This is a genomic window from uncultured Nostoc sp., assembly GCF_937863485.1.
GTDB lineage: Bacteria > Cyanobacteriota > Cyanobacteriia > Cyanobacteriales > Nostocaceae > Nostoc.
In genome coordinates this window covers 25,560-47,598 of sequence record NZ_CALMFY010000076.1, presented here as the reverse complement: position 1 = coordinate 47,598, position 22,039 = coordinate 25,560, and the positions used below count along the sequence as shown (strand labels likewise).

23 protein-coding genes and 1 pseudogene are annotated in these 22,039 nt (G+C 42.3%); 3 read left to right on the top strand and 21 right to left on the bottom strand.

Features of this window, described 5'->3' with window-relative positions; all coding sequences use genetic code 11:
- Window positions 1-35 precede the first annotated feature (35 nt).
- The 7 genes from Q0541_RS10625 to bchM form a co-directional block, all read right to left on the bottom strand.
- Complete coding sequence (locus Q0541_RS10625; protein ID WP_298909383.1) at window positions 36-281, bottom strand: hypothetical protein; 246 nt, start codon at window positions 279-281, stop codon at window positions 36-38.
- A 112-nt stretch (window positions 282-393) separates the two neighbouring features.
- Window positions 394-714 carry a hypothetical protein gene (locus tag Q0541_RS10620; RefSeq protein ID WP_298909380.1) on the bottom strand — a complete coding sequence of 107 codons (321 nt, stop codon included), beginning with the start codon at window positions 712-714 and terminating at the stop codon, window positions 394-396.
- Window positions 715-796: 82 nt separating this feature from the next.
- Window positions 797-1,006, bottom strand: a complete 210-nt coding sequence (locus Q0541_RS10615; protein WP_298909375.1) for a hypothetical protein — start codon at window positions 1,004-1,006, stop codon at window positions 797-799.
- 416 nt (window positions 1,007-1,422) lie between these two features.
- Window positions 1,423-2,211 (bottom strand): ergothioneine biosynthesis protein EgtC, encoded by a 789-nt coding sequence (gene egtC, locus Q0541_RS10610; RefSeq protein WP_298909373.1) that lies wholly within the window; start codon window positions 2,209-2,211, stop codon window positions 1,423-1,425.
- Window positions 2,212-2,874: 663 nt separating this feature from the next.
- A complete protein-coding gene (locus tag Q0541_RS10605; RefSeq protein ID WP_298909370.1) occupies window positions 2,875-3,255 on the bottom strand; it encodes a DUF423 domain-containing protein in 381 nt (126 codons plus the stop codon).
- Window positions 3,256-3,305: 50 nt separating this feature from the next.
- Window positions 3,306-3,785, bottom strand: a complete 480-nt coding sequence (locus tag Q0541_RS10600; RefSeq protein ID WP_298909368.1) for a hypothetical protein — start codon at window positions 3,783-3,785, stop codon at window positions 3,306-3,308.
- Between the two features lie 417 nt (window positions 3,786-4,202).
- The gene (bchM, locus tag Q0541_RS10595; protein WP_298909365.1) at window positions 4,203-4,889 is read right to left on the bottom strand and encodes a magnesium protoporphyrin IX methyltransferase; all 687 of its coding nucleotides are present in this window, start codon (window positions 4,887-4,889) and stop codon (window positions 4,203-4,205) included.
- A 66-nt stretch (window positions 4,890-4,955) separates the two neighbouring features.
- Between bchM and Q0541_RS10590 the strand changes: the two genes are divergently transcribed.
- Entirely contained in the window at window positions 4,956-5,114 is a 159-nt protein-coding gene (locus tag Q0541_RS10590; RefSeq protein ID WP_298909362.1) for a hypothetical protein, read from the top strand.
- An 18-nt stretch (window positions 5,115-5,132) separates the two neighbouring features.
- Here Q0541_RS10590 and Q0541_RS10585 read toward each other — a convergent pair.
- From Q0541_RS10585 to Q0541_RS10575, 3 genes and pseudogenes are all read right to left on the bottom strand, one after another.
- A pseudogene (locus Q0541_RS10585) lies at window positions 5,133-5,330 on the bottom strand (DUF4288 domain-containing protein); the annotation flags it as partial.
- Between the two features lie 81 nt (window positions 5,331-5,411).
- Complete coding sequence (locus tag Q0541_RS10580; protein ID WP_298909359.1) at window positions 5,412-5,570, bottom strand: hypothetical protein; 159 nt, start codon at window positions 5,568-5,570, stop codon at window positions 5,412-5,414.
- Window positions 5,571-5,667: 97 nt separating this feature from the next.
- Window positions 5,668-5,898 carry a hypothetical protein gene (locus Q0541_RS10575; RefSeq protein WP_298909346.1) on the bottom strand — a complete coding sequence of 77 codons (231 nt, stop codon included), beginning with the start codon at window positions 5,896-5,898 and terminating at the stop codon, window positions 5,668-5,670.
- 907 nt (window positions 5,899-6,805) lie between these two features.
- Between Q0541_RS10575 and Q0541_RS10570 the strand changes: the two genes are divergently transcribed.
- Window positions 6,806-9,832: an SMC family ATPase gene (locus tag Q0541_RS10570; protein ID WP_298909342.1), complete on the top strand. Its 3,027-nt coding sequence runs from the start codon at window positions 6,806-6,808 to the stop codon at window positions 9,830-9,832.
- Here the strand turns inward: Q0541_RS10570 and Q0541_RS10565 are convergent.
- Entirely contained in the window at window positions 9,829-11,304 is a 1,476-nt protein-coding gene (locus Q0541_RS10565) for a peptidoglycan-binding protein (protein WP_298909339.1), read from the bottom strand. The genes Q0541_RS10570 and Q0541_RS10565 overlap by 4 nt on opposite strands.
- A 267-nt stretch (window positions 11,305-11,571) precedes the next feature.
- Between Q0541_RS10565 and Q0541_RS10560 the strand changes: the two genes are divergently transcribed.
- The gene (locus Q0541_RS10560; protein ID WP_298909336.1) at window positions 11,572-13,338 is read left to right on the top strand and encodes an MHYT domain-containing protein; all 1,767 of its coding nucleotides are present in this window, start codon (window positions 11,572-11,574) and stop codon (window positions 13,336-13,338) included.
- 76 nt (window positions 13,339-13,414) lie between these two features.
- On the opposite strand, the gene Q0541_RS10555 is transcribed toward Q0541_RS10560, so the two are convergent.
- The 10 genes from Q0541_RS10555 to Q0541_RS10510 form a co-directional block, all read right to left on the bottom strand.
- Window positions 13,415-13,924, bottom strand: a complete 510-nt coding sequence (locus Q0541_RS10555) for an SH3 domain-containing protein (protein ID WP_298909333.1) — start codon at window positions 13,922-13,924, stop codon at window positions 13,415-13,417.
- Window positions 13,925-14,185: 261 nt separating this feature from the next.
- Complete coding sequence (locus Q0541_RS10550; protein WP_298909330.1) at window positions 14,186-15,697, bottom strand: AAA family ATPase; 1,512 nt, start codon at window positions 15,695-15,697, stop codon at window positions 14,186-14,188.
- A gap of 189 nt (window positions 15,698-15,886) precedes the next feature.
- On the bottom strand, window positions 15,887-16,408 hold the full coding sequence (locus Q0541_RS10545) for a hypothetical protein (protein WP_298909328.1): 522 nt from the start codon (window positions 16,406-16,408) through the stop codon (window positions 15,887-15,889).
- A gap of 615 nt (window positions 16,409-17,023) precedes the next feature.
- Window positions 17,024-17,551 (bottom strand): YceD family protein, encoded by a 528-nt coding sequence (locus Q0541_RS10540; protein WP_298909325.1) that lies wholly within the window; start codon window positions 17,549-17,551, stop codon window positions 17,024-17,026.
- Window positions 17,552-17,769: 218 nt separating this feature from the next.
- Window positions 17,770-18,297, bottom strand: a complete 528-nt coding sequence (locus Q0541_RS10535; RefSeq protein ID WP_298909322.1) for a R3H domain-containing nucleic acid-binding protein — start codon at window positions 18,295-18,297, stop codon at window positions 17,770-17,772.
- Window positions 18,294-19,445 carry a membrane protein insertase YidC gene (yidC, locus tag Q0541_RS10530; RefSeq protein WP_298909319.1) on the bottom strand — a complete coding sequence of 384 codons (1,152 nt, stop codon included), beginning with the start codon at window positions 19,443-19,445 and terminating at the stop codon, window positions 18,294-18,296. The genes Q0541_RS10535 and yidC overlap by 4 nt, the downstream gene beginning before the upstream one ends.
- 234 nt (window positions 19,446-19,679) lie before the next feature.
- A complete protein-coding gene (locus Q0541_RS10525) occupies window positions 19,680-20,072 on the bottom strand; it encodes a PH domain-containing protein (protein WP_298909316.1) in 393 nt (130 codons plus the stop codon).
- Window positions 20,059-20,481 carry a ribonuclease P protein component gene (gene rnpA / locus Q0541_RS10520; RefSeq protein WP_298909313.1) on the bottom strand — a complete coding sequence of 141 codons (423 nt, stop codon included), beginning with the start codon at window positions 20,479-20,481 and terminating at the stop codon, window positions 20,059-20,061. Before rnpA ends, Q0541_RS10525 begins: the two co-directional genes overlap by 14 nt.
- A 25-nt stretch (window positions 20,482-20,506) precedes the next feature.
- Window positions 20,507-20,641 carry a 50S ribosomal protein L34 gene (gene rpmH, locus Q0541_RS10515; protein ID WP_094327629.1) on the bottom strand — a complete coding sequence of 45 codons (135 nt, stop codon included), beginning with the start codon at window positions 20,639-20,641 and terminating at the stop codon, window positions 20,507-20,509.
- 221 nt (window positions 20,642-20,862) lie between these two features.
- Complete coding sequence (locus Q0541_RS10510) at window positions 20,863-21,375, bottom strand: DUF2808 domain-containing protein (protein WP_298909306.1); 513 nt, start codon at window positions 21,373-21,375, stop codon at window positions 20,863-20,865.
- Window positions 21,376-22,039: the final 664 nt, after the last annotated feature.

The window sequence follows — 22,039 nt, the reverse complement described above, 5'->3', positions numbered from 1 at the left end:
CTTTGGCATAACGCACCCTACGTATATTTCAAAAATCAAATATCAGTCCTATAGTTAGGCAGCCAATACAAGAAAGATATATCCGTTGTGGGGCGATCGCATTTCGTGAAGGAGCGATCGCCTCTCAAATTCTGGAAGTGAGGAATCAATACGGTTTGGATAACAAGAGTGAAGGTGAAGATAAGGGGGATGAGGAGAGAAGTCTGAGCGCTGGCTTCCGGCGACACCGATAGCGACGCAAAAAGTGAGTCTTGCCTACGGCTGGCGCGAACGAGCGTCACAGCCCGCCGCAGACATCAGAACTTCGGGAAGATAAGGAGGATTTTGCTCCCTTATCTTCCCTTACTCTCCCCTATACCCGATCTCGCCTCAACAAATAACTTTCCTTAGCTGCTACACCGGCTTGAAATATATGGCTTTTAACATTGCTCGACCGTCTGTCGTTATTTCTGCATTCTTACAGGTCGCCAGAAGGGTTGATGAGCCTGATTCTGGATTGGCTTTGTTGCTTTCAATCTCACCAATGAAGTATCCAGACTCCTTAAGACGATTTAGTAACTCGAGCAATTCTTCTCGATTAACCTGTTTACCCTCGAAGTCCTCAGCAAAAAAGCTAACATCTCGCTGTCCTTCTTCATCGTGTTTAATCTTATTCAGCAGGACATAGACGATTTCATCCGGCAGGTTATCTGTCGGTGTCAAATCAAGTGACATAAAATACTCCTAAAAATCGTTAGATATTATTGTAAACTATTAAGAATAAATATCAATAATCAATATTTTATTAGCCGAGAATCTAGGCAGCGTCTACCTCAGAAACTAATTTGTGATTGAAGAAAATTCTCAACAAAGACTGAAACGTTGAATCGAGCTTGCCAACGGGAAGCAGCCAATACCAACTTTGTCCCTTTGCAAGTAGGGATTGAGCGATGGCTGAGATGAAAAAAGCGATCACCTTACTTGAAGAGGGCGATCGCTTTTGAGATTCTGTCCTGGTAACTAGCACATAGGATAATTTCTCTAGTCAATAATGATTTTTGCAACAAAAATTGACTGCAAAACCTAAGTGATTATCCCAACCGCGTAGCTTGCCGCACAACTCTTGTAGACGCTCTTGCTAGCAAGAGCATCTGTCTGCGACACGCTGCGCGAACGTAGAGAAGCCGAGATGCTCAGTACAAGTCAGTGACTACCGTAGGCATCGTTGCACCAGTAAAGTGGTTGTGTGACTGACTTTGTTTGTAACCATTACCACCTGTGACCACCAGCGATAATTTTGGTAGCCTCCCGCTCTATGAATGCACGATACTGTCCACAAGTCACAGGGTAATAGTCAATCAGGTAAATATCTAAATACACTGGAATATTACAAAAGTTTTTGGGCAACATTCATCGAAGGCTTGATAAATAGTCTCTTTCACACTAGATTTGCTCAATTTGGATCTCACAGTCTGCTCCCACACTAATGATGCTATTTTCTGGGCAAGCAATCCAATTACCTATAAATAGAGGTTCGGACGCAATAATTACAGATTTTGGAAAAGTCGGATCATCTCGTATCCAGTAAAGAGATGGAGGCGGTGAAGTGGTACTAACACGAGAAGCTATCAGGCGATGTCCGTCACTAAAGATTACGTTGAGAGAGGCTTCTACTTGATAGCGCTTTGCCATCTCTAAGAGGGTTAATAATGTACTACGTAAAGCATATTCTGGAGGTCGATGTTTGTTAATTTGACTTTGTGAAAGTAACAATGCAAAAATGTGTTCGGAGTCAGTACTGCCATTAATCTTTTCGTAAAAATCTTGGGTTAAAGTGCTGCGGATTTTTCTGTGTAATGTTTTCCGAAAATTTTCGATTCGTCCATTGTGAATAAATAGCTGTTGTTGATGGTTAAAGGGCTGACAATTAGCAAAATCTACGGCTTGTTCGGATGTAGCACTGCGGACATAAGCAAGTACACACTTTGATTCAACATAACGGCTGAGACTGGGTAGGTTGATATCATTCCAAATAGGTAGGGTATTTTTGTAAACAAAAGGGTCAGCATCTTTTTGACTATCATACCAACCCACACCAAAGCCATCTGCATTTATTATTCCAGAGGTCATTTCGCGGGGTTGATAACTCTGGACTATCAGCGAGTGTTCTGGTTTATACAGAAGATGATCTAAAGAAATAGGCGAACCGAGGTAAGCAAGTAAACGGCACATTATGAATTTTCCACCTTCTATTAGCACAATTATTGGGCAACAGCCTTATCCGCTTTTATTCACCATCATCACTGGTTCGTAATATTGCTAACACAATTTAAGAAAAGATTGATGGTGTCCAAGCAAATAGATTTGTGGTTAATTTAAATGTACTCAAGTCACAACAGAAATGTTACAGCAGCAAATTGCTGATTACCCAATATCTGGGTTAACAGAAATCATTACAATAGAGAACGGGAGCATAAATTTTCTTTACTAATTATGTCTATTAATTATTACTTATAAATTTTGGCTTCCTCTGAGCTAAAACAAATAATGGATTTAATTTGTAATAAATTAAATATTCCGAAGTTTGATGAAAAAACATTTTTATATTTTGGCTTAATTGGGCGTATATTAAAGTCAAGATAGTTCAAAAGATATTACTGAAGAAGCATTTTGCTTCCGTCCAACTGCTTACATCTCATTTATTCCTATTTATAATAGTGATGAAGATGTCCAAAGAATAAACTCAATCATTAAAGTATCTATGGTGTTGTTAAATTATGAATCAGGCGATGCAGTTCTGACTAAATAAAATTGTAAAAAGGAGGAAATTGAGCCTCCAATAAATGGAGTTAGAGTTAAAAGCTCTTAACTTTTAACTCCCCATTTATAACTTTTTTACAACTTCAAAGTCCACGCAGCAAAAGCTAAAGCACCCCAACCAGCAAGAAAGGCTGTGCCGCCTAGTGGTGCGATCGCTCCTAAAGATTTAATACCGGTTAAACTAAGGGCGTACAAGCTACCTGAGAAAATAGCAATGCCAATCATAAACAGCCATCCACTGGCGATGAGAGTGGGTTGAGGAGACTCAGTACGACTAATTAGTATTGCTACTAGAAAAAGTGCTAAAGCATGATACATTTGGTAACGAGCGGCAGTCTCAAAAATTTCTAGCGATCGCTCACTAATTTTTTCTCGTAAAGCATGGGAAGCAAAGGCACCAGCAGCAACTGACAAACCGCCTAAAATGGCAGCTATGCTCAAAAAAATCTGCGTCATTAGACCTAGCCGTAAGTTGGTGTGGAATTTAACGAACCATTAGATATCAATTAGACATCAAAATGATATGATATAGCCCCTTCTTCGTTGACCTTAAAGTTTGCATTGAATTCTTTAGCTTTTTCATCTAAATATTGTCTGGCGTTGGCTGCGGGTAGTTGTGACTGCATTGCAAAGCCTAAAACAGTTACGCGTCCATGATTTTCTTGTAGCATCTCATAAAAAATATATTGCAAGCGATCGCTAACTTGTTGATTAAGCGCTTTTTTATCCTGTCGGCTTTGACGGTACAATCCCAATGCTAACCATCCCCCCAATGTTAAGCTAGGGACACCAAAAATTAGACCACCTACAGCAGTATTATTATCTTCATAAGTAGCATTTGGTGCGGTAAAAGTATCCCCATCTTGCACTGGTATGTACACCTCACGTGCAGCAAATTTTTCCAATGTCGCTGTTGCTGATAGCGTTAAAAACATGAATCCGAGTGTCAATAGCCAGCCAGCAGCCAATTTTTCAGCAGTTTTCATAGTTCCACTTCAGATTTACACTTTGCTAGCGATTTTAACCTGACTTTCGCAAAGGTTCTAGTATATCAATCTACTCCTGACAATAGTTTTGTAAGCGCTTCTTCTATGTTATTCGGCGTTTTCTCGATACCATCCAGGCGCTTACGGTTCGGTTCTCCTACTTTTTATCCTACACTCCGTACCTTCAACTGTCACAGTCGTAGTAAGCGAAGGTTTACGCAAGCATTAAATATCAAAAATATAGTATAACTTTTTCTGCCATTACATAAATAAGAGCGATGTCTAAGGGCGGGCTATTCGGCGTCGCCAAGATAAAAAGCAGAACTGGATGTCAAGTGCAATACCTAACTAATGTTAAACTTTGAGATTGTCAAATCGCAGCAAAGGTATAGGATTCATCTTGCTGCGATTTTAACTTCATTTACGTGTAGCTTCAAGTAGGCGAGAAAAATAGAAGCGAGTCTTCGTCATCGCCTTTCGTTGCAAACAAAAGCCATTACTTTCCAAAATTCTTACCACATCAGCCTCACGATGCAAATATGCACGAGTCGCTTTACTTGGCCCGGGAAAGAAACTGCCAATTTTCTTGAGTATACTCAGGGCGCAGGTCTTTGGCGCAAAACTGAGAATTATCCGCGACTGTGCTAAAGAACAGAGGTGAGAAATCATCTCATCGGCTTTTTCTTGGGGGTAGTGGATAAGAACATCCAAGCAAATAACAGTATGGTAACTACCACTCAACGATTCCAAATCCTGCACAGCAAAAGTGGGATTTTCAGCATTTGACAAGGTTTGCTTGGCTCTATCCTTGCCTTCTTCCACCATTTTTTCCGAAATATCGGTGGCATAGACTTTCGCACCATCTACTGCTAGGGGGATGCTGAGGCTACCGACACCACACCCAGCATCGCAAATTGATAACTCTGGTAAATTGTTATCAGCCTTCAGCCAGCCGAGAACTGTATCCACGGTTTGCTGATGTCCATTGCGGATGTCTAGTTGGATTTTGTTGACTTCGCCATCGCCGTAGATTCGCCTCCAACGGTCAAACCCTGTGGAATTGAAATAGTCGCGAACAATCATTTTCTCATCGGCTGCGTTCATAAACTTTGATTTTTAAGGGTTCCCAATGCTTAAAATTATCATTGATAGGAACCCATAAGAGCGGTCTTGCAGATTTTTCCAGATATAGTTTGCGCCTATGGGCTTGGAGCAAGTTTTTTCTTTAGCATCAGACACCGTATTTTCAGTTTCCCGCCGCATTGGTCAATTGCGATCGCTTTTGGGTCAGTGATGGGAATCGACAAGAGCGATCGCATGGTTTTATAACTCTTCTTCAAATTGCTCTTAAGATAATGGCTCAAATGATTGGTAAGCCTCATAGTTGCGAAAATGTCGAGTATATAAATCAACAATATCCTCAGATGAATCAAAGTCATCATCCAAAACTGAATTTACGTCTACTACTTGCTGCAAAGACCAAGTAATAGTTTCTCCATTCTCATTTGTATAGCTGACGCTTTCATTTTTACCATGATTCAAAGCTTTTGCTTTTGCTTACACCCCGAATTCGTAATCCATCTGTAATTCCTCAATGCACATTCTCATCAATATAAAGAGCAACGCTCATTTAATTAATCCTTCTGCACGAAGTCTTTTTGCTAATGAAAATTCTCCTGTTTCTAAACGTAATCTTTCCGCATACTCAAAACGTTGCTGCATATCAGCATCAATTTCTTCTTTATGTTCCCAATAATAAGCTAAAGCCGAATAAATCTGGCTCATGCTCAAATGTCAAAGGGAGTTGATAGGTATTTTGTAACATAGTGTCAAATATTCTTCTGTCTTAAATTTATGTTCATCACTATTCCTACACCTTATTTTACTGCCGAAACCAACTACGTACCCACCGCCACAACCGACGCAACCACACCCAAAACCCACGACGGGAGACTACAGGCGTTTTTAATTGAGAAAGACGCTCAATTGCGTTGTTGCAATCTTGCACTTCAGTATCGAGTCCCATCGCCTGACAAAGTTCACGGGCATTGCGATAAGTACCCAGCGCGTCTGATTCCCCTCGAATATCGCCTATCTCCCTTTTGATTTCCAAGGACTGCTGGAAGAACTCAATCGCCCGTTGTTAGCGATCACACCTGTGTACTTGATCGCAGTGCGACAAAGTTTGAAGTACCTCAACACGATTTTCAAGTACCTCAACACGATTTTCAAGTACCTCAACACGACTTTCAAGTACTTCAACACGACTTTCAAGTACTTCAACACGACTTTCAAGTACCTCAAAACGACTTTCAAGTACTTCAACACGACTTTCAAGTACCTCAAAACGACTTTGAAGTACCTCAAAACGACTTTGAAGTACCTCAAAATGACTTTGAAGTACCTCAACATGACTTTGGAGTACCTCAACACGACTTTCAAGTACTTCAACACGACTTCGAGGTATCTGTTGCTTATATAGCAGTCCTAAATCATTCGTGAGAATTTGAGATCGTTTTAACCCCCCTGTAGTCCCCCCTTTTGAAGGGGAAACGGCTCAGACATTGAGATCAAAAGTGCAATGCCTGCTCTGGGCTACGCCATCGCCTGATATTGTATGTTGGGTTGAGGCAATGCGTTACCAACATTTTGTATGGTTTGTTGGGTTTCGTTCCTCAAACGCCACTTCACTCAAGTCGGGAAACCCGCCCACATGAGTGGCTCCCCAACCTACACCAGAGTGATTCTTTAGGCAAAACCTACGCAGTATTGCCACTCTTCTATAAATGTTTTTCTCTCAGATAACAAGCAGAAATAACAACAAACCTCCACATAAGTTTTATTTTTCTCCAAAGACAGCAAAACTTTTTCATGCAACAAGAAAAATTTGTTGATTTTATTGTTAATTTTTGTAAAATTGATGTCTTCAAGACTAGAAACCTGATATCTAGATAGCTAAACTAACAAACAGTGCATCTGTACTGTTATTTATTAAAAGTAGATGTGGCGCTATATCGTGAATGATCCCAGTACAACTTATCCTCAAAAACTTTCTTAGTTACCGTGATGCAACTTTAGATTTTCGCGGTTTGCATACGGCTTGTATTTCGGGTTCCAATGGTGCGGGTAAATCTTCACTTTTGGAAGCAATCACTTGGGCAATTTGGGGTGAAAGCCGTGCCACTGTTGAAGATGATGTCATCTATTCTGGCGCGAAAGAAGTTCGGGTTGATTTTACTTTCCAAAGTAACCAGCAAAAATATCGGGTGATTCGTACCCGAATTCGGGGAGGTACTAGCGTTCTTGAATTTCAAATAGAAATACCATCTGGGTTTCGCTCACTCACCGGCAAAGGGGTAAGAGCAACCCAAGATTTGATTTTAGAACACATCAAGCTTGATTATGATACATTTATTAATTCTGCCTACTTACGTCAAGGTCGTGCAGATGAATTCATGCTCAAGCGCCCGACGGAACGGAAAGAAATTTTAGCGGAGTTGTTGAAACTCAATCAGTACGATGATTTGGAAGAACGGGCAAAAGAATCTTCTCGTCAGTTCAAAGCACAGGCAGTAGAGTTAGAGCGTTCTTTGGAGTCGATAAAAATTCAGCTGCAACAACGCGAGACAACCGAAGCCCAAAGAGTCGAGTTAGAAGCCGAACTCAACCAATTGCAACAGGTGCAAGCTTTTGATAATATTCAATTACAAAGTTTGCAAGTTGTCCAGCACCAGCGCCAAAATTGGGAACAACAACTCAGCTTTGTGAAGCAGCAATACCAAAATCTTACCCAAGACTGCGATCGCCTCCAACAAGAACAATCAGCTATTGGTTCTCAGCTATCAGATTTAGAAAAAATATCACACCAAGAAGCTGAAATTAAAGCTGGATACGCCCAATATCAAAGTCTACAATCTCAAGAAGAAGCCTTTGCTACCAAATTTGAAGAATACACCCGCGCTGGGCAGACTCGCCAACAAAAGCAACAACAGCTTACCAAACAAATTCACGAAATCGAACGGCAACTGCAACAAGCCCAAGCCCAAATCGAAGCTTTGCAGCAACAAGAGCGAGAAATTCAGCAAACTCTGACTAAATCAGGTGAAGTAGAAGCTGCTTTGTCACAACTAGCCGCAGCTCGTCACCATGTTGCTCGTCTAGATCAATTGCAAATGCAAGTTACTCCTCTGTTACAACAACGAGCAACTTTACAAAGCCAACTCGACCGCACTCATGCTGGTTTAGTAGCGCGACTCGAACAACTCCAAAGTACTGAGAACCAATTGCAACGCCAGCACCGCCGCCAACCGCAACTGCAACAAGCGGTGATGGATGTGGCAATCCAGATTGAGGAATTGGAGAAAAAGCGGGTTTATCTGCAACGAGTCCAAGAAAAAGGGCAAGAAAGGCGTCATTTTATCGAACGTCTGCAAGCTCACCAACGCGACTATGAAAAACTGCTGGGAGAATTAGAGCAAAAATTGCAAATGCTCCAAAATCCTGAAGCACTTTGTCCATTATGTGAGCGTCCTTTAGACGAACATCACTGGAGTCGGGTGGTGGAAAAAACCCAGACTGAGATAGAGGATACTCAAGGGCAGTTTTGGGTAGTCCGGGAACAAATGGCTGTATCTGACAGAGAAATTCAGGTATTGAGGCAAGAATATCGCGAAATTTCCCAACAATTGGCTAGTTACGATGGTTTACGCGAACAACGGGGACAGTTAGCAGCACAGTTAGAAGCTACAACTGATGTCCAACAACAGTTACAACAAATTGCTGCCGAAAAACAGCATTTAGAGCGATCGCTCCAAGCTGGTGATTACGCTCCCGATAAACAAGCCGAACTCCGGCAGTTAGACCAATATCTGCAACAAGTTAATTATAATGAACAAGACCACGCCCTCGCGCGGAGCGAAGTTGAGCGGTGGCGATGGGCAGAAATTAAACTCCAGCAGATTAAAGATGCTACTAAGCGACAAGCGCAACTATTAGCCCGAAAACCAGAACTTCAGTCCCAAATTGCTCAATTACAAGCCAAAATCCAGCAGGATCAGACTGATTCTGAGTGTGCTAAACAAATCGCGGCTCTTGAGCGTCACATTGCCGAAATTGGCTACAGTTCTGATCAGCACAATAATCTGCGTACGGCTGTCCGCCAAGCTCAACCTTGGCATTTGTGCTATCAACAACTGCTATCAGCCCAGCAGCAGTATCCCCAACTCCAGACGAGATTGCAAGAGTTAGAGGAATCCAGAAGCGCCAGAGTAACGGAGCGGCAAAAACTCGGCGGACAAATCGAAAGCATTATCCAGCAACTACAAGCAACAGCTAACCCATCCGCCCAAATTCCAGCTCTAGAGCAGCAGCTAGCAATACGCAGACGGCAACTCGATGAGCAAATAGCCAAGTTGGGGCGTTTAGAACAGCTGGCGCATCAACTGGAAACACTGCAAATTCAGTATGAACAACAGCAGCAGCAACTACAATCTTGCAAGCAAGAATATCGTGTTTATCAGGAATTAGCGCAAGCTTTTGGTAAAAATGGCATCCAAACACTGATGATTGAGAATGTGTTACCGCAACTAGAAGCCGAAACAAATCAACTACTTTCGCGGCTGAGTGGTAATCAGTTTCATGTACAATTTATTACTCAAAAAGCTGGGCGCAGTGCTAAATCAACAAAGAAAAATGCCAAGCTGATAGACACCTTAGATATTTTAATCGCCGATTCTAGAGGAACGCGAGCTTATGAAACTTACTCTGGTGGAGAAGCCTTTAGAATTAACTTTGCCATCCGTTTAGCTTTGGCAAAATTATTAGCGCAACGGGCGGGGGCGGCGTTGCAATTGTTGATTGTGGATGAAGGTTTTGGTACACAGGATGCTGAAGGATGCGATCGCTTGATTGCAGCGATTAATGCGATCGCCTCTGATTTTGCCTGTATCCTCACTGTTACCCATATGCCCCACCTCAAAGAAGCTTTCCAAGCTAGGATTGAAGTTAATAAAACTCAGGAAGGTTCACAGTTGAGTTTGTCAATTTAATTGTATTTTACCCGTGCATCCAGACCATAGGAGCGGAGCTTTTTTGATAGCGTTTCTGCTTGGGCGCGATCGCTAAATGCCCCAGCATTCACATAATCCCCTAGATGGGATTTCTCCGTCCTAGCATCGGGTATATATTGTTGCACTTTACTCAGAGTATCATTACTAGAAATTGGTATTATTACTCTGTAAGGATTACTAGCAACTAATGTGTTGCCATTAGTCCCAGGTACAGCATAGTCATTAGTAGGAGGTAATGCATAGCCATTAGTCTGAGGTACTAGATAGTCATTGGTAGGAGGTAATACATAGCCATTAGTCTCAGCTAATATATAACCATTACTCTCAGCAGAATTGCCCACAGTTGAGTTATTCAACCCTAATGCTTGCCAAGTTTGCCAATCTACATTTCCAGTAGAATTAAGTCGAGAAGATTGCTGGAATGCAATCACAGATTCTCTGGTGTAATTGTTGAAAAAGCCATCAGGATTGGTATTAGACAAACCCAGCTGCAACAAACGCTCTTGAACTAATCTGACATTCTCTCCTTGATCGCCCACAGTCAGATAATTTCTGCCTGGTTGTTGAGTAGTATATCCACCTGTGGAGGTTCTACGCACTGACTCCAAGACTTGGGCATTGGCAATGCCATTAACAGGTAGGCGATAATTTCGCTGGTATTGAATGACAGCTTTTCTAGTAATTGGGCCAATATTCCCAGTGGGATTAGTCTTAAAATAACCTAGCTGCCGCAAACGCACTTGTAATTCTCTCACTTGTTGAGTAGAGAGACTTGATCTGGCTGGAGTCGGAGAGTAACCCAGTAGTGTGTTCCAAGTTTGTCGATTTACAATCCCGTTAGCAGCTATGCGATAATTTCGCTGGAATCTAATTACAGCATCTCTGGTCATTGGGCCAAAATTCCCATTGGGATTAGCATTCAAATAGCCTAACCGTCGTAGACGCTGTTGCAACCTTGTCACGGCTGCCCCAGTTTTGCCTTGAGAGAGAACAGGATATTGACCACTTGGCGAGCGCAATGTGCCACTGGTATTCCTACTAGAAGTTTTACTCTGACATGCTCGTTGCAAGGCTTGTTGAGTATTAGTACCCACAACCCCATCAGCAGGTATTCTATAGGCTCGCTGGAATTTGATCACAGCATTCTGAGTCAAGGCAGCAAACTTACCTGTCACCGGGCCGTTAAAGTAGCCTAACTTTTTTAAACACCTCTGGCTATTGGTAACTTCAGGCCGATTACTTCCTATTTTCTGAAGTGCTAAAGCTTGCCCAGCTATACTTGGAAGCCCCATAATCAGTGCTACAGACAAAACACGGATCACCGCACCGCTAGATAAATTTTTCCAATTCAAAAATTTAAAATTCGCTACGGTAGGAACAACCTTGATGCTTTCGGATGCCTCATAGACTGAGGCAAGCTTGGTTAAATAGCTATCTACCCCTGTTTTCACTTGCTTTTTTCAAGTTATGGCTACAGAGGATTATACTACTTTATCTGTATTATATTTTTTTTAGTATGATTCTTTACAAAGAATTCCCCACGCTGATCTGATACACAAGTTTCTATAGGGGGAATAATAAGCAACGTAAAGCTTTAGAGGCTTGTTTTCTATTTGCCTGACAAAATTTTTGCTATACCCATTTGGGTTTTGGGCATGAGGAACGCAGACAAATAGTAGGTCTAGTCTTCCATTGAATCGCGGATAATATTCAACCTAATGCTCCACGGTATCTACGATATTCGTTTAACTTTATTCTCCGTTGCCATTGCCATACTTACGGCTTACACCACACTTGATCTAGCTATAAGAATCACAGACGCTAAATCGCAGCAAAGGTGGCGGTGGCTGCTAGGGGGAGCGATCGCTATGGGAATCGGCATTTGGGCAATGCATTTTATTGCTATGCTGGCGTTCAGTCTGCCGATTCCGATTAACTATGACTGGTTAACAGTTTTGATTTCGGTGCTACCTGCAATTTTGGCCTCTGGATTAGCCTTGTACTTAGTTAGCCAGCCAGAATTTGGTATTTTGCGGTTGTTGAGTGGTAGCATCCTGATGGGCACAGGGATTAGTGCAATGCACTACATCGGTATGGCTGCGATTCGTTTACCAGCCAAAATGTCCTATGACTTGAGTGTGGTTGCACTCTCGATTGCGATCGCCATTCTCATCTCACTGGTTGCTCTCTGGCTGGGGTTTAACCTCAGAGCTAATAGTACAGTAACAGGAAACTTTTTAAGGATTGGCAGTGCAATTATTATGGGTGCTGCCATTCCCTCAATGCACTACACAGGGATGATGGCTACCCATTTTTCAGTCGTGGAATTGGTCGATTTTTCAGCAGTTGATAGCGCTGCAACCTATTGGATGGCTGCGATTATTGGCTTATTCACATTACTCCTTCTAGGATGGACGCTGATCACATCTTTTTTCAACGAACAATTGAGTGTTCAACTAGTCAAAACAGCTGATCTTAAAGAAAACGAAGAACGTCTCAAACAAGCCTTACAAAACCAAGAAGCGCTAGCTGCTTTAGCTGAGTCTCGGTCTGAAGAATTAGAGATAGCTATGTTGGCACTTCAGAAAGCTCAATTACAATTTCTTCAAGCAGAAAAAATGTCGTCTTTGGGACAAATAGTAGCGGGAGTTGCTCATGAGATTAACAATCCTGCTAACTTCATTTATGGAAACCTTTTTCATACGGGAATTTATCTGCGGCAACTCTTAGAATTAATCAACACTTATCAGCAACATTATCCGCAACCAGAGCTTGCGGTTCAAGCGAAATTAGAGTCTATTGATTTACTATTCTTGCTAGAAGATTTACCTAAACTACTCAACTCAATGCAAGCCGGAGCAGAACGTATTAAGCATATTGTGGAATCCCTGCGTAACTTCTCTCGTCTAGACGAGGCACAATTGAAAGCTGTGGACATCCACGAAGGGCTTAATTCGACACTGCTCATTCTTCAGAACCGTATTAGTTATGCGCCGAACAATCGCCCAGAAATTATTGTAATTAAAGAATATGGTAATTTACCCTTTATAAATTGCTATCCCGGACAGTTAAACCAAGTATTTTTCAACATCATTGCAAATGCTCTTGATGTGTTAGAAGAAAAGCTGAGTAGCTTAAAATCAAAGTCCAGTTTTACACCTTTAATTCGGATTAGAACAACCATTAATCAAGTCGGTTGGGTCAACATTCAAATTTTCGACAATGGTTCTGGCATTAGTGAAGACGTACAAAATAAAATCTACGATCCCTTTTTCACAACTAAACCAGTTGGACAAGGAACTGGATTAGGATTATCAATTAGCTATCAGATTGTCGTTCAAACACATGGTGGTAGGCTCAACTGTATTTCTGCCAAGGGGCAAGGGACTACTTTTCAAATTGAGCTTCCAATTGATACATTAATACATACTTCCTGTTTTCTAGGAAAGCAATCTCAATTAGTTCCAGATGAAGCTATTGAGTAAACACATCTCATTTTTAGTCTTGTTTTCCTGTTTGTTATAAATGTTGTGATTATTCTATTTGCTCTGATTTTTTGAGCTATTGTTGATCAACTTTTTCAGTATTACCTGCTTTTACCCAACCTTCTTGTTCGCTACCTTCCAAACGGATTTTTTGCCAGGATTTATCCTCGCTTTCTGACAAAACAATAATTTTTTGATTAAAACCAACCCCACCAATCTTTTCAGCTTCTTGATTTGGTTGCGATCGCAAACTCAAGCCTTCAGCCCAACTAACACGCCCTCGGTAAGCTCCCGATGGCAATGGTTTTGGTGATGGGGTAGCTTTTGGTGATTCTGTGGAAGTGGAGGTTGAGGTTGGAGACGATTGAGCCTGATTTCCAGGTTTAAGGCTGGGTTTTCCTCCTCCAGGCTCAGTTGCTTTTGGAGCTTGGGCTTTTACCGAGGGGCTATCATTAGAAAAAACGGGTTTGGCAGGGGGTATGCCGGTGCGATTCACGAAATATAATGCAATTGCAACACCGCCACCTACTAGCACAGCGATCGCTAAGAAAAACCCAAGTAGAAATTTTGTTACGCTAGACAACATAGTTAAAACCCTGATTATTAAGAGTCAAGTGGCGTTCAAGGGAAGCCAGCCATGTGCGTATTTCCCCCGTTGAGGAGCCACCTCTGTGGGCAGGAGGTTTGCTCCATTGAGGGGAGTGGCGTTAAACTGGCTTTCAAGGGTTATGAGTAGAGAAGTAATGTAACCTATCCATACAAGAATCAATAGTCCATAATAATTGATCATTAACTATTGACTATGATCTTTTGACTAACTCATTATTGTAGCTACTGCTGAATGCGTTCACGTAGTGCGCCGGAGGCGTTCGCTCAAAGGACTGTGTTTAGATGCTAAACGCGCTCTCCCAGCAGCAGCCCATTCTTGGAGTTGCTGAATTTGCTCTACGGCAGTTCGCGCCAAGGGTATGATCTGACTGGCTGCTTCTAAAATGTCGTCAGTAGCAAAGTCGCGATTTTGGCTAAATCCAATATGCATCGCTTCAATTAAAGTTTGCTCAATCTCTGCCCCAGAAAAATCGGGCGTTTCGTATGCTAGCCTGTCGATGTCATAACTTTTTAAGTTATGGGGGCGCAATCGGGATAAATGAACATCATAAATTGCTTTTCTCTCTTCTTGGGTGGGCAATCCCACAAAGAAAATTTCATCAAATCGCCCCTTACGGAGCATTTCCGGCGGTAAAGCTTGGATGTCGTTGGCGGTGGCGACAACAAAAACGGGTGAGGTTTTTTCGGCTAGCCAGGTGATAAAAGTCCCAAACACACGGCTGGCTGTTCCTGCATCACCTTTGCTACCAAGTCCAGCAAAGGCTTTATCTATTTCATCAATCCACAAAATACAGGGAGCTAAAGCTTCAGCTACTTGGATCATTTGCCGAGTCCGAGATTCTGATTCACCCACCAAACCACCAAATAACCTTCCCACATCCAGACGTAGCAAGGGTAAATGCCAGTGATGAGCGATCGCTTTTGCCGTTAACGATTTACCAGTTCCCTGAATACCCACCAACATTAAACCACGGGGGTGCGGTAATCCGTACTGTCGCGCTCGATCAGTAAATGAACCTCCCCGGCGGATCAGCCAGTCTTTCAAGTTATCCAGTCCGCCAATATCAGAAATTTGCTCAGTGGCGGGGTAGAAGTCCAGGATTTGGGTTTGGCGGATAGTTTGGCGCTTTTCTTCCAAAACCAGATCCACGTCTTCTGGTTGCAATTCTCCGTGGGTAGCGATCGCTTTTGCCAAAACCCGGCGAATCCGTTCCATCGAAAGTCCTTGACAAGAGCGCACCAAGTCATCTAGAACTTTGCCAGAAAGGGAGTTCCTAGTACTTTGCAGTAAGCGTTCCACCTCAGTTTTAATTTCTGGAGCGGCAGGTAAGGGAAACTCGACGACTGTCAGCACTTCGGTTAAATCGTCAGGAATGGCGATGCGCGGTGACAGTAGGACAATATTTTTTGGTTGCGACTTCAGGAGTCTGGACAGATTGCGGAGTTTGCGGGCGATCGCTACATCATCTAAAAAGCGATGATAGTCTCGTAAAATCAAAACTGCTGGCGCAGAAGCTGGTAATTTTTCGATAAATTCCAAAGCTTGCAGGGGGTTACGTCGCCCAAATCCGACATCATTGGGGTTTCCCTGGTAGCCATCGACAAAATCCCAAGTATACAGTGGGCGATTACCCTGGTTGGTTGCTTCTTCCCGGATAGCTGCTTCTACCCGCTCTTCTTCATAGGTGGGAATATAAATCAAGGGGTAGCGGGCGCGTAGCAGCAGTTTAAACTCGTCACGGAAGTTCATATCTAGCTGTGGTTATTAGTTCTTCTCTCATTGTTCAGGTTTGTATCACCTCTAACAACTAAAAAACTAACATCTAACCAGTTTATAGCGGTTGCCAGTGCGATCGCTCTATGTGAGATATTTTTTAAAGGTGAGCGATCGCTAGTTTTGCGTTCAGGAAATTTTTTGAGTCTAGAGTGGGCAAATTGGTTAGGGTACGTTCAATAAACCTCTTACGCCAGCCCACCCATGTATAAAATCTCGGATTTCATTTACACGCGATGTAGGATTTGCCTTGCCGTCCTTAATTTTTAGGATATAACCGAGTTGGTGGAAGTGTGGAATGAGGTTGAGATAATCTTCGCTTTTGGCATCATCACTAAAGCCTGGATTTAGCCAATGAATAAATAAATGATATTCTCGCTCTGCGAAGTAGTTAATTGTTTGTGTTACATTGCTTCTGTACTGCATCGAACAAAGAACAATACGTGGACTTTCGGAGTTGATAATCTTGCCGACATAAGTTTCCCGCTCTTCAGGCGACCCACTAACAAGGAAGACATTCACCCACTCTGTATCAGACAACAGCAATTGACGTTGGGGTGTGCCGGTCTTGACAGTCCTTCCAAACAGTGTGTTCCAACTCTTGCTCTTACCAGCATTTGTGTGACCCAAAACTCCAATCAATAAGCGCTCAGTTATATTTCGATACCAACTATTGCTCTGACTCAACCTAACCTCTGCCTAAAAACGCCGTCCTCAGCAAATTACCGGAAATCAAGAATCGTAGTTTGAATAGCAGGTTAACAGAAAGAATAAGCGTATGAGTCGTAACCCAACCAAAATGTACCCTAAGAAAAACTTTCCCTACAACAGAACTCAGTCAGCATCCTTTTAACAATCTAAAAACTATTTAATTACTATTGGCTCGTACTATAGCAATCAATACGGTTCAGTTAAGGATTTTTAGTACTTATTTTTGACTTGTAGAGACGCGAAATTTCGCGTCTCTACCAAGGATTTTGGGCTTAACTGAACGGTATTGCTATAGCAATCTTGAATCAAACGCGCAGAAACAAGATCCCTGACAACTTTTACGAAGTCGGGGATCTGCGGGTTGCAATTCTCACAAATCAAATAGGATTGCTATATAATACCAATTTAAAAAAAGAATGCGACAAATAGACCATTTGTAGAGACGCGATTCATCGCGTCTTCACCCAAGGATGTGTTGCAATCATTAATTGAATTGGTATAAGTATTTAATAAAATATAAAACAATAAGCCTGTGTAGACAGGCTTAGTTCGTGTAGGCGCAGACTTAAGTTTGACGGAATTACCAAATTACTACCCTGGAAGTTGCTTTTTTAGTGCTTCCAGAGAAGCCCAACGGTTATCAACTGGAGTTTCAGAACTATCAGAACTATCAGAACTATCAACAGTACTACTTACAGGAATACCTGGACAATTGCGATCGCATAACTGGCGCTGCGGTATTGCCAAGCACATCTGCTCATACAGCCATTCGTTGGGATAAAAATAACCATCGGGCGGTAGGGTTTCCAGCAAATCTTCCATAATCACTTCCCGCTCTAAGGGCAAGTCATTTGGCTGATTTGCGGTTTCGTCTAACCAGATGATTTCTTTCGTATCAAGCCCTAAACGTCGATTGTATTGCTGCAAACAGCGGTTGCAGGTACAAGTAATAATTGTTTCTGCCTGACCGGACACTTCCAGGTAATTGCCATGATGCTGCACGCGCACATGACCACGAACTGGTGTCAACGTTTCCAAACCAGGCAGAAATTCCTCAACCTGAACTTCCTCTGTCCGCTCCGATGCTCTAGTTAGCTGCGGAATATAAATTGCGTCCATAGGATTTGTGAGACATCCTCACGAAAATTAATGGTGATTATCAGCAATTATACTGATGCTACATCTTTATTTTAGCTTTTAGGAACAAGAGAAATTTTGAAATTATATAGTTATGAGCTTTCAATTAACTCTTAACTCTGCCAATTTTAGATTTTGAATTTTGGATTTTGGATTGAATAAAAAATCTAAAATCTAAAATCCAAAATTGAACAAAACTCCTAACCCCTAACTTCTTCCAACGAAGCTGGACGGACAACCAGATGACGATGCGGCTCTTTACCGCGACTGAAGGTTTCCAAATCTCCAAATTCCTTCAAGAAGGTATGGATTTGACGCCTTTCAGCAGAACTAAGGGATTTAATTTCCACTTCTCTACCAGAAAAGCGCACTTCATCGGCTGCTGCTTCTGCTAATGCGCGAATTTCCGCTTCTCTTTTGACCCGGTAGCCATTCAACTCAATGGTGTAAGAGGCTTGTTCCTCTTGGGGTTGGCTTAAGTTAAGAACCGAATTTGCTAGATACTGAATCGCATCTAGTACAGAACCATCGGCACCAATTAATACCTGGATTTGTTCTGTCGTCAAATTAGTTTGATCAATTGTCAACCAGTAATTATCTGGTTCTGGGGAATCACCCTCTTGAGATTGGGTAGTTTCTAAATGACCCTGAATCTGTGCAGGTATTCCAGTGAGTTCCAGCAGGGTTTTTAACCACTGCTGACCTCGCTGCATCGGAATGTTGCTCATGATCCGCCTGTCGCCTTTTTCTTAGAACTTTTCGGTTCAAATGGCAATGCCTTTTGTTCGGTGACTGCTGCTTCCTTCTCCTGAGTTTCTACGATTTTTTGCAGTTCTTCTGATAGAGGTTCGCGGGAAAGAAGATAAGTTTGTGCAGTTTGGAAAATATTACCAATCACCATATACATCAGCACCCCGGCTGGTAGGGGAAAGAACAAAAACATCCCAGAAAAGATGACTGGGGTGATTTTGTTAACTGTATCCTGCTGCGGATTGCCACCGCTGGAATTTTGCCCAGAAAGCATTTGGCTAACATAAAGGCTGATTCCAAAGAAGACGATCATGCCGACAATATCCCAGTGGATTGTGCCATCTGGATCAGTTGCACCAACCCTGCCTAAAGCATCAATGAATAAAAAGCCTTTTTCTGCTGCTAGTCCAGGAATTGTTCCTTGAATGGTGACCTCTCCAGGCTGCAAGGCTTCTACATTGCCCTGGGTATCAATTTTTATCCGATCTTCACCTTTGGTGACTTTCCAATCAGGAATCAGCTTATTTTCTGGGTGTTCTGCTAAAAGTACCTGAAATGGTTTGCCCTGAATAGTCTGATATTGGATCTTAGTTTGTTCTCCCACCGTTAGTTTATTACCACTGGGAAGGATTGCAGCTACTTTAACGTGTTCCCCATCTGCAACATAAATATTTTGAGCAGCAGTGGCAAAGGCTTGTGGTTGAATTTGTTCGATTTGTTCTGCGGGAAATATTTGCAAGTTAACGCTGTAGTTCGCACTTGAAAAAGGCGAACCCCGCAAAGTGGCAAACAGCGCTAATAAGACCGGCATTTGCACTAGTAATGGAAAACAGCCTGCCAAGGGGTTGCCAAATTCTTTTTGGACATTGACCATTTCCTCTTGCTGCTTTTGCGGTTCATCCTTATAGCGCTCTTTGATTGCTGCCATCCGCTTCTGCATCAGAGGTTGTACAATCCGCATCTTCCGCATGTTGCGAATTGAGCCAGCACTCAGGGGATAGAGCGCGAAGCGGACTATCAATGTCAAAGCAACGATCGCTAATCCGTAGCTAGGCACAATACCATAGAAAAAATCTATGATTGGCAGCATCACGTTGTTCGAGAGAAAGCCGATACCAAAATCCATTATTCTGAATTCAACCTGAGGTACTGTAAACTGACTAAATCTAATTTATCTAAATGATCATTTATCGGCGACTATCCTTGACTACGGATAGCCGCACATTTAAATGAGGCACGGGGCATGGAGCATGGGGCATGGTGTATGGTTCTTCTCTCTCATTTTTTTCTGCTTCCCGGCAGTTGCTACAACCCAAGGAACCCGCGCAACCCACTGTCTCCCCTGCTTCCCCTAATCCCATCACTTATTGGCAGTGCTACTATATTCGGGATTTTTCGCAGCTATTCTTTCGTTGATATAGTCATAGACTTCCCGAAATTTGGGAATTGCACGCAATTCAAGACGACTCCCATTTCTTAGGGTTAGCACCATATCTCCCCATAAGCCAATGCCACGGGGGATTGTGACGACTTTGATAATTTCTGAGTAAATTATGTCAGTGCGATCGCGCCCCTGCCAACCTCCCGTCACGGTAATTCGGCGATCGGTGATGCGGAAACGCAGCCACAATGCCCTGACAATTGCCCCAACTGTTAATGGTATGCCAACGACAGTTAGCCCAATCAGCAGGTTGATAATCAAATCCCCAATATGGGGCCCACCTTCATAATAAACATCTTCACGAATTCCCATCGAACACCTCGGCTTGTGCCAACAACTGCTCTAATTCTTGCAGAAATTGTGGGCTTACGCACTTAGATTCTGCTGCTGTGGGTTTGACAATTACCACTAGCCGCCATCCTGGTGATAATTTGGGCAGCAAATTGTACAAAGCAGTAGTAATTTGCCGTTTGATTCGGTTGCGAACTACTGCCCTTTTGCTGACTTTTGTGCTAATGGAAATGCCAATTCGCGTGCTGGCAATATGTGCTGAGTCAGTTGCTTGTGTAGTCTGGGTGGCAATGTCCAAAGAAGGTTTTGTTAAACACAACGGCTTTAAGGCTCTCAATGTTAAATAAGAGCCATGACGCCGAATTCCTTCCCGGAAAACTGCCTGAAAATCCTTGCGAGATTTTAGCCGATTTGCTTTGGGCAAAGCCACAGATGCTTTTTTAGCTGAATATGACCTAAACGCTCAGACGGTGACGTCCCTTTCTTCTCCTGGCGCTAATTACGTTTCTGCCATCTGGTGTCCGCATTCTGGCACGAAAACCAGAGGTTCTTTTTCTCTTACGGCTAGTACCGCCCAGTGTTCTTTTCATACTGTTCTCCTCTTAGGTGATTTTTATAAAAAACTCACAATCTCTAATTATATCACTTTATTAGGGAATTGGGGATTAGGCAATTCAATTTTGGATTGACGACAGCGAGTGAGACGCTCTTGGACTCGCTCTCTTCTTCGCTATCGAGGGTCTTTTAGATTAAATTTCAATTCTTTAATCCAAAATCTAAAATCTAAAATTCTTACTCCCCGCTCCCAAGCTTAATTGATGCTTAAAATCCATGTTCCCATGTAGCGCAGTAGTGGCACATCGCCAGGGGAGAGCACTTGACAGTTAAAATAGTAAACTCCGCCGAAGGCTGGGTTTTTCACGTTAGATAAGACTACCTCAACTGCGCTACCTGCTGGCACCGGGTCTTGGGGAAAAATATTAATCAGCTTACCTTCTTTGTCCCACTTCACCTCAGAAAGCGGAACTGCTTTGCCTTTGACTCGGACTTCAATTTCTTTCTGGTCAAAAGTTCCTTTGTAATAATCAGGGTAGGTAATGGCAAATTGACCAACTGCCAATTTCATTCTTTTGGCTGGAATCCTCAATATGTATCGATCCCAACCATTAGCTTGTCCACCAAAATCTAACCTAAAGGGCAGTTGATTTTCGGCTTTGACGCCGCTAAAGAGCGTAAATCCAGGTAAACTTTGCGCCCAAGTCAGGGCTGGAAATCCAGTCACTAAACAGCTAGTCACGGCTAAAGCGGAAAGTAAACGTCGCATAATTGGGCTTCCTCTACCAAAATATAAATCTGTTATCTAAATAACCGTGTGTTAGTATTCGTTACTAAAGTTTACTACTCACTTCCTGACAATTGACGTTCAGTAACAACAAAAAGTGCCATCCTCCCTGAGGTTTGGGTGGCAGAAAAATTACTTAGTTATAAAATTAACATTTGAACAATTTACTTGATTACCCTTACAAAGTGCTGATTTGATGACTAGGTTGGTCAAATTTTAAACTAAATAGAAACACAGTTGGGATTGGATTGTGTTTCCAAATATGTATAAGTGTATCTAAATTTGATAGTTTTGTGATAAAAATTGAGGCGTGCCATTAGCGATCGCCAGTTAACTTGGGCTAAATTGATTAAAATGAGTTTGAATCAAAGTCGTAATCATTAAAATTTGATTTGGAAATTATAAAGCTTTCAAAATTGGGTCAATATTACTCTATAAGAAAGGAATACCAAAATTTCTCAATCCCGAAAATAAGCTGAAGATAAAGATGCAAAATTTGGGAATCAATCTAGGATGTGCAATACGTAACCCTGTTTGCAACTATCTGAAAATATGACATCTGCAAGCGGCAAAGTCAGGCTTTGCCTGGACAGCTAAGAGTGGGAGAGGAAAGTTTCAAGGTTCAATCTACAAGTAAAAGTCATAG

Coding starts and splice junctions, on each gene's coding strand:
- Q0541_RS10620 (WP_298909380.1), bottom strand. CDS start 714: ATGTCACTTGATTTGACACCGACAGATAACCTGCCGGATGAAATCGTC.
- egtC (WP_298909373.1), bottom strand. CDS start 2,211: ATGTGCCGTTTACTTGCTTACCTCGGTTCGCCTATTTCTTTAGATCAT.
- Q0541_RS10605 (WP_298909370.1), bottom strand. CDS start 3,255: ATGACGCAGATTTTTTTGAGCATAGCTGCCATTTTAGGCGGTTTGTCA.
- Q0541_RS10600 (WP_298909368.1), bottom strand. CDS start 3,785: ATGAAAACTGCTGAAAAATTGGCTGCTGGCTGGCTATTGACACTCGGA.
- bchM (WP_298909365.1), bottom strand. CDS start 4,889: ATGAACGCAGCCGATGAGAAAATGATTGTTCGCGACTATTTCAATTCC.
- Q0541_RS10580 (WP_298909359.1), bottom strand. CDS start 5,570: ATGAGCCAGATTTATTCGGCTTTAGCTTATTATTGGGAACATAAAGAA.
- Q0541_RS10570 (WP_298909342.1), top strand. CDS start 6,806: ATGATCCCAGTACAACTTATCCTCAAAAACTTTCTTAGTTACCGTGAT.
- Q0541_RS10560 (WP_298909336.1), top strand. CDS start 11,572: ATGCTCCACGGTATCTACGATATTCGTTTAACTTTATTCTCCGTTGCC.
- Q0541_RS10555 (WP_298909333.1), bottom strand. CDS start 13,924: ATGTTGTCTAGCGTAACAAAATTTCTACTTGGGTTTTTCTTAGCGATC.
- Q0541_RS10550 (WP_298909330.1), bottom strand. CDS start 15,697: ATGAACTTCCGTGACGAGTTTAAACTGCTGCTACGCGCCCGCTACCCC.
- Q0541_RS10540 (WP_298909325.1), bottom strand. CDS start 17,551: ATGGACGCAATTTATATTCCGCAGCTAACTAGAGCATCGGAGCGGACA.
- Q0541_RS10535 (WP_298909322.1), bottom strand. CDS start 18,297: ATGAGCAACATTCCGATGCAGCGAGGTCAGCAGTGGTTAAAAACCCTG.
- yidC (WP_298909319.1), bottom strand. CDS start 19,445: ATGGATTTTGGTATCGGCTTTCTCTCGAACAACGTGATGCTGCCAATC.
- Q0541_RS10525 (WP_298909316.1), bottom strand. CDS start 20,072: ATGGGAATTCGTGAAGATGTTTATTATGAAGGTGGGCCCCATATTGGG.
- rpmH (WP_094327629.1), bottom strand. CDS start 20,641: ATGAAAAGAACACTGGGCGGTACTAGCCGTAAGAGAAAAAGAACCTCT.
- Q0541_RS10510 (WP_298909306.1), bottom strand. CDS start 21,375: ATGCGACGTTTACTTTCCGCTTTAGCCGTGACTAGCTGTTTAGTGACT.